This is a genomic window from Bifidobacterium sp. LCP19S3_E9, assembly GCF_052121135.1.
Lineage (GTDB): Bacteria > Actinomycetota > Actinomycetes > Actinomycetales > Bifidobacteriaceae > Bifidobacterium > Bifidobacterium thermacidophilum.
The window spans coordinates 1-14,251 of sequence record NZ_JBQKEV010000007.1 but is presented as its reverse complement, the minus strand read 5'-3'; the positions used below and the strand labels follow the sequence as shown (position 1 = coordinate 14,251).

11 protein-coding genes are annotated in these 14,251 nt (G+C 58.1%); 6 read left to right on the top strand and 5 right to left on the bottom strand.

The genetic code is table 11. The features are described 5' to 3' along the window. Positions 1 to 145: 145 nt before the first annotated feature. The 4 genes from ACTQYB_RS05000 to ACTQYB_RS04985 form a co-directional block, all read right to left on the bottom strand. Positions 146 to 1,087 carry a carbohydrate ABC transporter permease gene (locus tag ACTQYB_RS05000; RefSeq protein WP_441482229.1) on the bottom strand — a complete coding sequence of 314 codons (942 nt, stop codon included), beginning with the start codon at positions 1,085 to 1,087 and terminating at the stop codon, positions 146 to 148. A gap of 205 nt (positions 1,088 to 1,292) precedes the next feature. Further along, entirely contained in the window at positions 1,293 to 2,651 is a 1,359-nt protein-coding gene (locus tag ACTQYB_RS04995) for an ABC transporter substrate-binding protein (protein ID WP_441482230.1), read from the bottom strand. 1,986 nt (positions 2,652 to 4,637) lie between these two features. Next, on the bottom strand, positions 4,638 to 5,315 hold the full coding sequence (locus ACTQYB_RS04990) for a hypothetical protein (protein WP_441482231.1): 678 nt from the start codon (positions 5,313 to 5,315) through the stop codon (positions 4,638 to 4,640). Positions 5,316 to 6,430: 1,115 nt separating this feature from the next. Then, positions 6,431 to 6,598: a hypothetical protein gene (locus ACTQYB_RS04985; protein ID WP_441482232.1), complete on the bottom strand. Its 168-nt coding sequence runs from the start codon at positions 6,596 to 6,598 to the stop codon at positions 6,431 to 6,433. A 926-nt stretch (positions 6,599 to 7,524) separates the two neighbouring features. Here ACTQYB_RS04985 and ACTQYB_RS04980 point away from each other — a divergent pair. The 4 genes from ACTQYB_RS04980 (at position 7,525) to ACTQYB_RS04965 (ending at position 11,608) form a co-directional block, all read left to right on the top strand. Next, positions 7,525 to 9,615, top strand: coding sequence for a heavy metal translocating P-type ATPase (locus ACTQYB_RS04980; protein WP_441482233.1), 2,091 nt, complete (start codon positions 7,525 to 7,527; stop codon positions 9,613 to 9,615). Between the two features lie 36 nt (positions 9,616 to 9,651). Then, positions 9,652 to 9,921, top strand: coding sequence for a heavy-metal-associated domain-containing protein (locus ACTQYB_RS04975; protein ID WP_441482234.1), 270 nt, complete (start codon positions 9,652 to 9,654; stop codon positions 9,919 to 9,921). Between the two features lie 110 nt (positions 9,922 to 10,031). Continuing rightward, positions 10,032 to 10,340: an iron-sulfur cluster repair di-iron protein, ric gene (locus ACTQYB_RS04970; protein WP_321046307.1), complete on the top strand. Its 309-nt coding sequence runs from the start codon at positions 10,032 to 10,034 to the stop codon at positions 10,338 to 10,340. Positions 10,341 to 10,948: 608 nt separating this feature from the next. Continuing rightward, positions 10,949 to 11,608 (top strand): Crp/Fnr family transcriptional regulator, encoded by a 660-nt coding sequence (locus tag ACTQYB_RS04965; protein WP_441482235.1) that lies wholly within the window; start codon positions 10,949 to 10,951, stop codon positions 11,606 to 11,608. 211 nt (positions 11,609 to 11,819) lie between these two features. Here ACTQYB_RS04965 and ACTQYB_RS04960 read toward each other — a convergent pair whose 3' ends face one another. Beyond that, positions 11,820 to 12,701 carry an ADP-ribosylglycohydrolase family protein gene (locus tag ACTQYB_RS04960; RefSeq protein ID WP_441495910.1) on the bottom strand — a complete coding sequence of 294 codons (882 nt, stop codon included), beginning with the start codon at positions 12,699 to 12,701 and terminating at the stop codon, positions 11,820 to 11,822. A 416-nt stretch (positions 12,702 to 13,117) separates the two neighbouring features. Here ACTQYB_RS04960 and ACTQYB_RS04955 point away from each other — a divergent pair, with 416 nt between their 5' ends. Continuing rightward, positions 13,118 to 13,495, top strand: coding sequence for a hypothetical protein (locus ACTQYB_RS04955; RefSeq protein ID WP_441482237.1), 378 nt, complete (start codon positions 13,118 to 13,120; stop codon positions 13,493 to 13,495). 34 nt (positions 13,496 to 13,529) lie between these two features. Beyond that, complete coding sequence (locus ACTQYB_RS04950; RefSeq protein ID WP_441482238.1) at positions 13,530 to 13,847, top strand: hypothetical protein; 318 nt, start codon at positions 13,530 to 13,532, stop codon at positions 13,845 to 13,847. The last annotated feature ends 404 nt before the right edge of the window (positions 13,848 to 14,251 follow it).

Sequence of the window (14,251 nt, the reverse complement as noted above, 5' to 3'; positions counted from 1 at the left end):
TGGTTGCGGTTGATGCTGAATCGGTGTGCTGACGGTGCTGACTGAAGCTGTGTTGCTCATGATGGGTCCTTTTTGTTGTTTGGATGAGTGGAGGCCGGCGCGGGTCCGTGCTGCGGCCGCGTTGCCGGGCGCGGACGGGCGGGCGTCACTTCATCTGTTCCTTCATGCTCTTGAGCTGGACGACGTAGGCGATGACCATGGTGATGACGGCCATCGTGATTGCGAGCGCCGCCGCATAGTTGCTTTGCCCGCCGGCGAAGCTGAGGTTGTAGGCGTACATGTTGGGCGTGTAGTACGTGTTGATGGCGTTGCCGGGCACCATGTTCTGCATGATGGACGGCTCGTTGAACAGCTGGAAGGAGCCGATGATCGAGAAGATCACGGTGATGGCGAGGCTGCTTTTCAGTTCCGGCAGTTTGATGGATTTGATGGTTTGCCATTCGCTTGCGCCGTCAATCGATGCCGCTTCATACAAGGCGTGGGGGATGGTGGACAGCGAGCTGTAGAAGATCAGCATGTTGTAGCCGGTGAATTCCCAGGTCACGATGTTGCCGATGGAGGCGAGCAGTACGTTCGGTGCGAGCAAGTCGAGATGGGTGCCGAAGGTGCTGTTGAAGGAGCCGACGAGACCGTATTTCGCCCCGTACATGAAGCCCCAGATCAGGGTGGAGACGACTGCGGGGACCGCGTAGGGCAGGAAGGTGGAGATGCGGAAGAATTTCGTGCCGTGCAGTTTCATCGAGTCGAGGGCCAAGGCCATGGCCGCCGCGAGGAACAGCATGATTGGCACCTGAACGACGGTGAACAGCGCCACGCGGCTGACTGCGCTCCAGAACTGTTGGTCATGGAACAGGCGGATGTAGTTGGCGAATCCGACGAATTTTGTGCCGCCGATCATGTGCTTCTGGAAGAAGCTGATGTAGATGGCGTACAGGATGGGGATGATGAATACGAAGATGAATACCGCGGCGAATGGCCACATGAATTTCCATCCGCGCCAATCGGCCTTGTGCTTGTTGACCGGTGCATCGTTCGCGGATTGCTGTGCCGGGGCGGTTGCGGCTGCGGTTGCTGCTGCTTGGGTCATGATTTCCTTCTTCTTGTATTGATGCGGCTCCCGAGCCACGCGTCGTTGCGTTTGGTTTGGGATGCCGTGTGATTCCGTGTGTTGCGAACGTTTGGAAGACGGTGTCGCGTGCGGAAGACGAGAGGCGGGACGGCTGTGGGCTGTTCCCGCCTCTCGTGCGCGGCTGTGCGACTGCCGCCGGGGCAGGTCTGGTGTCGGTCGGGTGTCAGCCCTTGTCGGTCACGGTGTAGCCCTGCTGGTTGCCGTGGTCGGTGAGTGCCTTGCCGTAATTGGCGAAGGCCTGCTTGAGGGTGATGTCCTTGCTGTACGCCTTGGAGATCTGGTCGCCGAAGCTGGACTGCGCGTACGGATTGTACGGCAGATAGGAGAACTTGGTGACCTTGCGCTGGGCGGATTCGGCGAGGATCTTGTTGACGTTCTGACCGCCGAAGTACGCGTTGACCTTCTTGTTCGCCGCAGTGTCCGGATCGGTGAAGTCCTTCGAGTTCAGGATGCTCTTGAGGGCGGGGAAGGTGCCGGTGTCGGCCATGGTCTGCGCGCCCTTGCCGTGGGTGAGATACTCGGCGAACTTGTAGGCAGCGGCCTGTTGCTTGGACTGGCTGACAACCGCGAGTGCGGAACCGCCGTCCTCGGCTGCGGCCTTCGCGCCCTCTGTCCATTGCGGCAGCGCGGCGACACGCCAGTTGCCCGCCTGGTCGGGGGCGCCGTTCATGAGGTTGATGGGCATCCAGCCGCCGATGGTCAGCGATGCGATGGTGCCGTCGTTGAGCTCGCGGTTCCAGCTGTCGGACCAGTTGGTGGTCTTCGTGTCGATAAGGTCCTCGTCGATGAGCTTTTGCTGGAAGGCGATATACTTCTTCATGCCGGCGTCTTTGGTCATGCTGATGGTGATGTTCTCCCCGCTGACCTTCCATGGCTGGGCGCCCGCCTGCCAGGCTTGCGCGGTGAACGGCTGGTATTCTCCAGAGGAACCCGCATTATTGGTCATGTACGAGCCAATGGCTTTGACTTTCTTGGCGGCTTCGTAATAGTCGTCCCACGTCTTGATTTTGGTGCCGTCGATGCCTGCCTTCTTGAAGACTGCGTCATTGTAGAAGAACATTTCCGGGCCGGAATCGATGGGCAGGGCGTACGGCTTGTTGTTGTACTGGAGTTTGTTCCAAGGCCCTGTGGTGAAGTCGTCGGCGAGCTTGGTGGCACCGAACTGGCTGAGATCCGCCAAGTCTCCGGTGACGGCGAACTGGGTGACGGTCGGGTCTTCGAGCATGACCACGTCAGGGGCGCCCTTGCCTGCGGCGATGGCGTTGCTCAGTGCGGTCTGGGTGTCGCCGGCTGTGCCAGTGTTGTTGAACTTCACGGTGATTCCAGGATTTTCCTTCTGGAAGTCCTGGATGAGGCTGGTCATGGTGTGGCCGGTATCCCAGCCCCAGAAGACGAGGCTCGCCTTGCTGGCGTCCCCGGTTCCGCCTTTGTTTGCGGAGCTGTCACTGCCTCCGCAGGCTGCGAGGCCGATGATGGTTGCTGCCGCGGTGAGTGCCGCCAGGGCTTTCTGTGTGTTGTTCATGATGTTTCCCTCTGACTGCTCTGTTTGTTTCTTCTGTTGTGGTTGTTGCTGGAACGCTGCCTGGCGGGACGTACGATGTCTCGTTTGGCAGCCGGGCCGCCGGCGTGTTGGACTGACGGTCAGTGATTCGGGGATGGGCGTGTGGCGATCTGCCGTATGCCGGGAGGATGACAGCCCGGCGATGGTTGATGGACGATGTATGCCGCAGTGTCATTGGCAATCTCTTTGGTGATTTGGTTGGCAAAGAGATTGCCAATGCCTGTGTGATACATCGTTGTATCAACCTAGCGGATCCTCACATCGCTGCTCCTTGGAATCGTGTCGGTAACTACCTGGTGCAACTGTGTACCATTACTTGATATGATACACAGTTGTACCACGGTGTCAAATTCTCAGACACACCTCAAATTCTGCGGTTTTGATGTGTTGTGTATTGGAGCAGGCGTGATTACTTGAGGCATTCTATCCAGCTGAAATGCGATGCCGCGCCGCGCGCCGCCGACCTAGGCCTTGGCCTGATTGCTTGGCGTTCCATGCGGCTGTGTGCGGAATGCGGGCGTGTGAGTAATACGAGCGTGTGGCGCGAGATTCAGGTAGTGGCAATAGGCGTGTTCGGTTGCGTACGGGCGCGTGAGATCGCGCCCAAACGCGTGTGGCGTTCGACGCGCTCGTATCCCAAATGCACGCCACAGGAAACAGGGGCAGGATACCGCCCGCCATGGGTGCATATCAGGTTCCATGGCGAATTTCATGGGAACACCCACTCGCTGATGAAACAGCTAAATAACACCAATAGGAAACCGGACAGCCCAAACCGTCCAGAATGAACGACGAAATTGTCCAGAAAAAGTGATGACAGTACAAGTCAACTTGACAACCTACGCCGCTTAGCGCGCGGTTGTCTCTCGTGTGCGGTGGCACCGCCGATATCTTCGGACTGGAACGCAGTTCGGTCCGTGATATCGGATTCGGGTGCCGCCGGAGAACTGGACGTGAGCTTGCCGGATGGAACGCTGTCTCGATATTCTTGTGATTCCAATAAGTTCTGCGTGTTTTGCAAGCCGGTTACTCACCGTGGGGCGGGCTGATTCGCGGTTCGGTCCCTGATTGCGGATTCAGTCCGGGAAAGGAGGCGGATGGCGATGCTGAGTGTGAGTATGGGATTATACAAATCCGCATGGTTCCGCCATTTCCCTGCTGGGCTGAAATCCGTGCCCTTGTCTCTTCGGCGGTGCTGGTGCCAGATTCCAAGACTGATTCGCGGATAGGACTCTGATTTAGGATGTAGTCCGCGCCCGGTGATGCTGTCGGGCCGCTTCCATGCACCGGACTACCGGGAGTCTTGCGGTTCCGGGGTTTTGGATGATTCCCCTGTGCACGCCTGATTCGGTAGACCGGGCCCAAGGCTGGGATTCGTGGACTGATTCGCAGATTGGTTCTTGATATCGAATCCAGTCCAAGGGAAGTCGTGGATATCGGTGCCAGGCGGGAGTGCGGGATCGCGTGATTCGGCCATTATCCGGCTGGACATCAATCCTTGCCCTGGCCCGTTCGGCGGTGCCGGTGCCAGATTCGTGGACTAATTCGCGGGTAGGTCTCTGATTTCCGATTTGGTGCATAGAGGGGAATGGGTGGCGGGTCTGTGCGAAAAGCGCTGGGATTGCTGGAGTCTTGTGGGTCCGTGGTTTTGTAATGACTCCAGGGCATGCGTCCGGTTCGGCCGACCGGGCCCAAGGTTGGGATTCGCGGACTAATCCGCGAATCGGTCCTTGATTACAGATTTGATCAGAGCCACTTGATTTCCCCCATCTGCCCCGTCTGCTGCCCCTTCCGCACACGCGCAGCCTGCAATCTGCGCACGCATCTGCCGGGATTGGAGGTGTGCCGAACCCTGATGCGCGAGATGCGATGCGGCAGGTACTGCAAGATTCGCAGATATCGCAGATGGCTGCGAGGCATACTTCATACGCTGGCCCGAGGGTGAAATCAGAACCCGAGATGTCCTGGATACTCGCGGATGGTCGGTTCCTCGTCGAGTGTCAGTTCGGGGAATGTCTCAGGCTTCCTGATGAATTTCTGGATGATGCGCCACTGCTGGCGGCTGATTCCAATCCGGGCGTCCGGCCGCACCATGAGGACGGGCGCCTTGGGGGAGAGTGCGCGGATTCTGTCCGCCGCGGTCTCATAGCATTCCTCGTCATCCAGCCAGATGACCGGCGATGGGTCGGCTTGGGTGGCTTCGAAACGCACGCGCGAGAAGACTGTACTCAGTTTTCCGGTGTACCGGCGTTCGTATGAGATGGGGTTGTACCAGATGGCGGTGTGTTCGATGTGCGGGTCCCAACCGAGCAGCGGGTCGAGGATCCGTGAGCAGTATGGTTGCCAGGTCGTCAGCCAGTTGAGTTCGATATTGCCTTCGGATGCGAGTCGGTGCAGGGTCTGTGCGATGTTGCGCGACCAGCGGATGCGATAGTAGCCGCACGGGGTGTACACGATGTCATCGCCGGTGAGCACGAATGCGCGTTCTGTGCTATAGAGCTGTGCACGTGGATCGTTGTCGTCGAGCCATTGCGTGTGCCCGACCCCGCCGTTGTCTTGGATTTCCTTGTCAGGGAACGCGTTGAGCACCCCGTCGAAGTCGGTGTACAGCACCGGCCGGTTCATTGGCTCTCCCTTCGTCATGCTCTGCGACCGCCGGACCGGTCTGACGGTCCGCGTATTCCTATGAGATGGTACGTACGTTCGCTGGCATACCGCGGAATGTCGCGGAATTTGGGGAATTGCCCGCAGTGTCGTGCTAGTTGTGTCGTGCTGTTCGTGTCGCGATGTGTGTCGGGGCTTCGCGTGTGCCGTATGTGTGGTAGCTGTCGTGCGTGTGGAACCGCTATGCGTGCGGTAACGCCGGTATCTGCGTGTGGCGTGATCGGCTGGTCGCACCGCGGCGGGGTACAGTTCGTTGATCGCTTGCCGGGAACGCTATCTGCCCGCAGTACGACTGACATGCCACACGGCGGCTGAATGCCGTTGCCGCATGCTCTGCTCGGCTTGGTTATCTGCCTGTTGCGTGACTGGTCCGTTGCACGGCGGCGGGATGCGGTCTGTTGGCAGCTTGCCGGGGACGCTATCTGTCTGTTGCGCGACTGACCGGTCCCATAGGCGCCAATGTACCGGTGGCAGTCAACCTACTTGGCTGGGATATCGTCTTGCTGTGTGACGTATGAGTCTCACAACCGCAGGATAGGGTTCGTCGTTGGCGGAGCGGGGTCAGTATCTGACCATCATGCGATTGCGGTGTCGCACGACAGGTGAATGCCATCGGTACCGGACCTGTTGGCTGACATCGGTTGGCTGACATCGATTGGCGGTATCTGTTCGCGATGCAGCCGGGCGTCTACCCGGGGGAAGTGAGCTTGCTTATCGCAATCGTGCAAGATGGTCATCAAGAGCGCGATGGAATTCCGGCGCGTGCATGAACATGTCGGCTGTCGTGTCTGACGTGATGCTTTGTTCCATACGATCGGTCCTTTTCTGGACGCCCGCACTGTAGCGCTACCGCCCTAACTCGAAAAGTGTCAACATCGACATTTATTACCGGAAAAGTGTCGATTACAACACTTTTTTCCAGCAGACAGATGCGGAGAATGTCGCGTTGAGGAACGCGAGAAGGGAAAATCGCCGTAATGCGAGTGTCGTGCAGACTAGGAAACAGCCAATGGCGTATCTGCACTGCACGGGCGCGTCGAGCGTACGGCAGCGGTCGACGCGCCCGGTATCGGCGGTTACCGGTGCTGGTTGATGAGCTTGGCGAGTTCCTCCGCGCGCTGATGGCGACGTTTGGTGCGGCTCGCCAGATTGAGCAGCCCCGGCTTGGGGGCTAGTGTGATGGCATGTTGGGTGCCGTCGTCGATTTCGATGATGAGGTGACGGCTGTGCTCGTCCTCGCGCAAGGATCAGATAGCAGAATACGGGATGATCTCGGTGTTTTCAGGGTTGATTTCCGGTCCGCATATACCGTCGACTGGGTCGTTGGCGCCCTGCACGATGGACTCGTCGCTTTTCCACAGGTGCAGGTCACAGGGCTCATGAAGACCGTGTCCTCCAGAAGCATGAGTTCCCGCATTTCTATTAGGGCATGTTTGTCGTTGACAGACACGATCTCATCGCTGTTTTGCACTTCGACGATCCCATAATCGACGAGTCCGCACTCGCCGCTGTGACAGGGGCCGGCGGCACCCGCGGCGATGGCGGCCTCGCATTCGCTGACCGGGCGGTACCCGTGCGTGCGCGCCGTTTCGTCAGCGCAGGGCGGCCAGTAGCCGGTGATGTTTCCTGCCTTCATGAGGTTTCCTTCGCTCACGGGTGCGCTGCACAGCCATTGTCTCGCACGATCTGCTTCGCGCGGCGAAGGAATCGTGGACGCATAGCCGCATTCCGGGGTGTTCGATACGGTTCCGGAGGGGTATTTCGCGGTTTGTGGGGTCGTTTTCCGGGGTGGGGTGAGCATATGGGGCCCAAAAACGTTGCAATTGCGTCGGCGTCTCCCGACGTGGGACCCCACAAACCGGCAGACAGGTGTTAGCGCGTCGTATCGAACACATGCGGATACTGGAAAATCGCGGAATCATGCGGTTTTGCCTTTACGCCGGCGGAATCGCGCGGGTGTCCGTATGGACGGGTGGGGAAGACTTCCGGCGCGAAGGGCGCTGGACGCTTCGAACCTCACAGCACCGCTCTACCAGCCTCGCTCCGCTCCTCTCAACAATCCCAAAAGAATTTCCCGAACTTGACGGCAGTCAATGTTTTCCCGGCGCGTCGCCCGTATCTTGGGCACCATCAGACAACACGAAAGACACCACGAAAGGAGGCCCCGCCCATGCAGAGCTTCATCCTGCGGCACAAGCCGCAGCTCACCATCATCAGTGGCGTGCTCATCGCCGCCGGCCTGGTCGCACGTTTCGCCTTCCACTCGCAGCCGGCCTACGCCGCGGCGTTCATCATCGCATCGATTATCGGCGTGCTGCCCATTCTCATCCAGGCGGTGCAGGCGTTGCGCGTCAGGGTCATGTCCATTGACGTGCTCGTGAGCATCGCCGTGTTCGGTGCTTTCCTCATCGGCAGCTGGGACGAATCAGCCATTGTCACATTCCTGTTCCTCGTCGGCGGGCAGATCGAGCGATACACGTTGAACCAGACGCGCTCGGCAATCAGCGCTCTCACCGATATGGCGCCGCAATCCGCCGCGGTCCGCCGCGCCGACGGCACTTTCGAAACCGTTCCGGTCGACGATGTGCATGTCGGCGACATTGTCAAGGTCACGACCGGTGATCGTATTCCCGTCGATGGAACCGTGATGTCGGGCACTGGGCTCGTCAACGAATCCGCGATTACCGGCGAGCCTATCCCGGTTGACAAGGCCGCGGGGTCGAGCGCCTCCGCCGGCACCCTGCTCGATGATGGCATGCTGACCATCCGCGCCGACATGGTGGGTGAGGACACTACGTTCGGCAGGATCATCGAGCTCGTCGAAAACGCGCAGGACTCCAAATCCAAGGAGGAACGCTTCATCGACCGCTTCGCCACGTATTACACGCCGGCGGTGCTCATTATCGCCGTTATTGTTGGCCTGGTGACGCGTCGTGTCGATCTTGCGATCACCATGCTTGTGCTCGGCTGCCCCGGCGCGCTCGTCATCGGCGTACCCGTGTCGAATATGGCAGGTATCGGCAACGGCGCGCGCCACGGCGTGCTCATCAAAGGCAGCGAGGTGACGCACCGGTTGAGCTCCGCCGACACGTTTGTGTTCGATAAGACCGGCACGATTACGGTCGGCGTGCCGCAGGTGACGGATGTGAGACGCTATGACGATGACGGTACGCCGGTCGCAAACGATACGGGAAATGGGGCTGGCGGAGCGCATATTGGCGGTTTCGAGGAAACGAAAGACGTGGCGGCGCGCGATTCTTCCGTTCGCGATTCTTCCGTTCGCGATGCGAGTGCTCTTGATGCTGGTTCGGGTCCAGCCCATGATGATGTCGTGCGGTACCTTGTCGGGGTTGAATCACAGTCTCAACATCCGCTTGCCAAAGCCATCGTGCAGCATTTCGGCGATACTCCTGTCCCACAGGTGGACGAAGTATCGGTCGTGACAGGCGGCGGTATCAGCGCCGTACATGACAATCATCGGATTCTCGTCGGCAGTCCGCGCTTTCTGGAAGCCGATGGCATAGCACTCACTTCCAGTATGCGTGAGGATGCCAGTGAGCTTGAAATGCAGGGGGATTCGCTTGTGGCTGTGGCCGTCGATGGCAGTATCCGTCTACTGCTTGGGATCCGCGATTGTCTGCGCCCAGGCGTGGCGGAAGACATCGCACGGCTGCGTCGTCTCGGCGCGAAAACCATCGTGTTGCTTTCAGGGGACAATCAGCGTGCTGTCGATCTCATGACGGCGAAACTCGGTTTCGACCGCGCGATCGGTGGCTTGCTGCCCGATGAGAAGGCTGCGGTCATTTCCGGTTTGCGCGACGATGGGCACCGTGTGGTGTTTGTCGGCGACGGCATCAATGACAGCCCGTCCCTCGCGCTCGCGGACGTGGGCATCGCTATGGGAAATGGCGCCGACGTGGCTATTGACACCTCGGATGTGGTCCTCGCTGATTCCGACTTCTCGCGTCTGCCGCACGCGTACGGCCTGGCGAAGCATACGGTACGCAACATGTACGAGAACATTGCGATTGCAGTGGGTACGGTAGCGCTATTGCTGTCCGGGCTGGTGCTCACCACGTGGCTCACCATGGCCGTGGGCATGTTCGTCCACGAGGCGAGTGTACTGGCGGTCATTCTCAACGGCATGCGACTGCTGCGTTACCGGACTGGCGGAAATCATGGAACCCATCACTGGAATATCAGAAAACTTGATGCCTATCAAGGACAGCCACGGTCCGTTATCGATACCGTGGTGGCATAACCAATGGTCCCGGCTGCCAGCCGGGGATACCGGTCGGTGAACACCACCGGCATGAAAGGAGATACCAAGATGAACACCGCAACACTGAAACTGGATACGCTAACCTGCCCGTCGTGCATGCTCAAGATCGAAGCTGCCGCACGCAACGTGCCGGGAGTCGACCAGGATACTGTGCACGTCTCGTTTGCGAACAGCAAAGTGACGTTCCGGTTTGACGAGGATCTCACCGATGCACAAACTGTTGCACATGCCATCGAAAAGGTCGGATATCCTGTGCTTTCCACTCAAACCGCGGCGCAACGGTGATAAGCGACAAACGTATGGTGCTCGACGTTGCCGTGCCATTACGCATGCACGTCATCACCATCGGATGAGTCACACGGAACCTATGAATTCAGCCACTTGAAAGGACAGTTATGACAGCATTCACCGACTTTCTCGCAGACCATGCAGAGCAGCTTGACTTGGGTACGCTCGCCATCACGCGCGCGCATGGAACGCATCATCCTGAAGTGTTCGAGATACGCAAGCGTTACGAAACCATTCGGGATCGGATTGCGTTGGCGAATGGTGCGCAGCCCCGGATCGGCGACGAGCTCGCGCGAATCAGGAGTCTTACCAATGGCTACACGATTCCAGATGATGCTTGCCCCACACTTGCGGCAACTTACCGTATGCTCGAGGAAGCGCATCGCATCTACGAATCCGCGAACGAAGGAAGATGACCGCACGATGGGCAAAGCCTTGCCCGGCCAATGAACAATCGCATCTGCCAATCCCCGGACGAGGGGAAGGCGACCCTCACCTCTTCCAGCGAATGCCGGACCGCATCTGCGAATCCCCGGACGAGGGACGTGCGCGGTAAACAAGCCTGAACGGTAAACAGTCCAAGGCGAGTGGTCTCGTGAGCGCAGTTCGGCATTCATGGCCTGCCATTCATGGTCTGCTATTCGTCGTCTGCCATTCATAGTCCGCCATTGGAATGTTCCAGTGCCGGTCCATGAGGCTGGCTTCGCAAGGACGGTAGTGTGAGGACTGCCCCGTGATCGTCATCCAGCAAACGGAACCCGTTCGGACGCTGGTTTCGCAAGGACGGTAGTGTGAGGACTGCCCCGTGATGGCGGCTTTGCAGAACGATTGTGCGCATCGTCCGGGCCTTCACGCAGGCTGGTCTGCCAGTCCATCCCGTGAGGATGGTGTGCAGAACGACCGTGTGAGATGATTGCATGGGACCCGCCTCACGAAGATGCTTCGTGTCGAAGGTTATCCTTGTCAGTTCTCAAGGAAGCTTGCATGGTAGTGGCTCACACGATGAAGGGAAGGAGACGATATCATGCCTCAAGACTTGTGTGTGCAACTGGTACCGCTATTTCAAGACCTCAGCGGTGAAGACCAGCTGAATATTCAACGGAGTACCAAGTTCCGCGCCTTTCATAAGGGCGATATCGTTTTCTCCCCGCACTCCGATCCTCAATTGAGTATCGTGGCCAGGGGAAGCATGAAGGTCTATAGAATCACCTCCAATGGTCGTGAACAACTGTTAAGAGTGATTGAACCAGGCGGCTACGAAGGCGAGAGCCAGCTGTTCGGTGCCAGCAACGAGAACCTGTACGGGGAAGCGCTCGCCGACACCATGGTGTGCGTCCTGCTGCGCCGGGATTTTATGCGTCTTTTGGACGCGCATCCGCAGCTGAGTATCCGACTGCTCTCCACCATCGCCAGCAAAATGGTGAGGGTGGAAGAACAGACGCAGTTTCTCACGATGGGGCGAGTCGAGGAACGTCTTGCGTCGTATCTGCTCGACCTGTCGAAAAGCGCCGGTGGCTCACGGCGTGTCCGAATACCGATGACGATGAAGGAACTTGCGTCATATCTGGGTACCACGCCGGAAACACTGTCGCGTAAGCTTCGATACCTGGAAGATCGACGTATCATCGCGAGGCAACGTCGAGACGTGGTCATCCTGTCTTCGCAGCAGCTCGAAGAGATTTAACGAGGGCAGGAAGTGCTTATCTGAGATATCCGAGGTGCCCGGAATATCAGGGGGCTGAGATGACTAGGATGCCCGAGACACCCGGGATCAAGATGTCGGGGTTATCCATGACATCCTGGCACCCGCTATATATCTCGACCCTCATGCCGGTGGAATCGCCAACCCCATTCCAGATAGGCCGCAACCGGTAAAGCAAGCCGATTCACACTGTTCAGTTGTCTTCTCGAAGATTGATGCAACGGTCAATCACATCCTTGCCGCGCAGCAGATGCAGCCATTCATCCGGAATCGCACCAATACCATAGACGATTCCGGCAAGACCACCCGCTACCGCGGCTGTCGTATCAGTGTCCTCTCCCAGATTGACTGCTTCAAGCACGCAATCCGCATACCTCGTGGTGGTGGCCAGACACCAGATCGCAGCCACCAAGGTGTCGACAACAAAACCACTGGATGCAATGTCCTTTCGATTCAGTTTGGGGATGATCGTCAAATCATCAGCCCCTACTCCTGCGGTGGTTCTAGAAGCGACTCCGCTCAAACCGTATGCGACTCGTTTGTCATCCAACGCTTCGAGCGGTGACGCACCATCCCGCAACAGCCGCGCATACCGCACGTATGTGACGCATGCTTCGCAACTTATCGGATGAGCGTGCGTAATCGCGCTCACTGAGCGGATTTCGTCGTCGGCGGCATCCGTGAACGCCAGCGGGACGATGCGCATGAGCGAGCCGTTGCCGTTGTCGCGCTCGCCCGCCAATCCGTGCCCGCTCGCGAGTGCGCTCGCTGTAGCACCGCCTATGTCGAATCGCCGGTCAACGTTGTAGTCCTGGCTGTCGCGCCACCGTATGAACTTGTCACGCATATCCGCAACGTCCACTCTGCCGAGCTCCCGCAACGAATCACAGGTTGCCAAGGCCATCCCGGTGTCATCGCTCCATGTGCCGACGGGCTGGTGCCAAGCCCCAACTCCACCTCCGACTTCGACGCTTCCATTCGCGCGGTCCCATGCCATGCCTGTGCATGTGAAAGTACCGCGAGCCCTGAACTCGAATGGGACACCCAATGCATCGCCGACAGCTTCCCCATACATGGCGTCTCGCAGCGTCCGCGCGGACCCATCTGCCGGCTTACCCCAATGCCGGATTGTGTGCTGAACCATCATCTTTCCCTTCTGTGTTGGCCGATTCTGGTCTGCCGTATTCTCGCAGTTCCCTTGCTTGCGCCCCTTCTTTGTGGGGCACCATCGTTACTTCCGAGTGCGGTGGTTCGCAACCGGATTGAGTATCATCGTATCGCCGCGACACGCCGATACAGACAGTTGCCGATAATGGCATGTCCAGGCCGAAAATGGGATGCGCACCCATGTGCGATGCCGAGTACCAAGAAAGGTATAAGAGCACGAGGGAAACGAACAAACCACTCGAGGAAGAGTTCATGATGAACGAGTCATTTGGCAGAGCGGGCTACGGCGAAGTTTCTCACTAAGAACGCCAATCGGCTGATACCTTGATTGACGATGATTCCCAACCGATCCGCATCGAATTTCCCCGGATGCAGCAGACGGCACAACGCGGGTGGAGACAAGCCGCTGACGAGAATCGTAACGCCTACAAAATCCCGATTGCAGCAGTCGTCACCGTCACAATCGCGTGGATGATTGCGTCAGTATTTGTCAACAGATTCGTGCGAAGCATCATGTTCGGCATTACGCCAATTGGGTTTGCCGCCATCACTGTCCTGGTCGCGCTTCGATGGCGAAAACAGCCTGAAATCTATACTCGAGCTCGCATTTGGGTGTTGAGATTCGGCGCAATCGTCACCATCCTGTGTGCTGTCTTGTTCATGCCATCCGCCGTCCGACACCTCCTGGACGTCCCTTCTTGATATGCCGAAACGAGTTGTAATCACCAAGCCGAGTGTGAGCTACGAAGAAGGTACTTGGCACGGTGCGACTGAAGCTGTCAATGATTTGCTTGACCATACGCCGGAAAGCTATTACGTTCAGGCGCAGGCAACACCGCAGCATCTGTACCCGCAAAAATACCGCATCGGTGAACAGGATTTCCTGGCATGCCAGGAGGCGATGAATACGCGGGGAGAAGCATCGGAACATGATGGCGGAACTTGGTATGGGGTGCTTGATTACCTTCCGCATTCGAAAGAAAGTGGGTCACTCAAATGTGCAGTTGGGGCACCGCCGTCGGATGGTTCACTCGAAACGACGTTGACTGATTGAATCGGGAATAGTCGGGGTACGCAAATCTGGCTCGGAGTGCGGCAATGGGTATGAAGGCAACTGGATTTAGCTGGGACTAAGCGCGGTGTGCTGGTGTTGTGGGGTGTTTGGTTGGTTGGTCTGGTGGTGTCGTGTTGTTTTGTGTGTGGTGTGTGGTGTTTTCGACACGCCGGTGTTTGCTTGTGTTTTGTAGGGTTTGTTGGGTGGTGGTTGGGTGGTTGGTTTGCGTGGGTGGTGTTGGTGGTGTATGTTGTTCTCTTGCTGCCGCTCGCCGGCCGGTGCCTCTTGGGGGTGTTGGTTTTGTCGGGTGTGTGGTGGTGGTTTGAGAACTCAAGAGCGTGTCTGTACTACTTCTTTATAGTCAATGATTGCCAGTCCGGTCCCCGCTTCCGTGCGGGGTGTTT

Bases quoted from the DNA above. Each gene is read 5' to 3' on its own strand.
- ACTQYB_RS05000 (WP_441482229.1), bottom strand. From the start codon at position 1,087: ATGACCCAAGCAGCAGCAACCGCAGCCGCAACCGCCCCGGCACAGCAA.
- ACTQYB_RS04995 (WP_441482230.1), bottom strand. From the start codon at position 2,651: ATGAACAACACACAGAAAGCCCTGGCGGCACTCACCGCGGCAGCAACC.
- ACTQYB_RS04990 (WP_441482231.1), bottom strand. From the start codon at position 5,315: ATGAACCGGCCGGTGCTGTACACCGACTTCGACGGGGTGCTCAACGCG.
- ACTQYB_RS04980 (WP_441482233.1), top strand. From the start codon at position 7,525: ATGCAGAGCTTCATCCTGCGGCACAAGCCGCAGCTCACCATCATCAGT.
- ACTQYB_RS04970 (WP_321046307.1), top strand. From the start codon at position 10,032: ATGACAGCATTCACCGACTTTCTCGCAGACCATGCAGAGCAGCTTGAC.
- ACTQYB_RS04965 (WP_441482235.1), top strand. From the start codon at position 10,949: ATGCCTCAAGACTTGTGTGTGCAACTGGTACCGCTATTTCAAGACCTC.
- ACTQYB_RS04960 (WP_441495910.1), bottom strand. From the start codon at position 12,701: ATGTATGGGGAAGCTGTCGGCGATGCATTGGGTGTCCCATTCGAGTTC.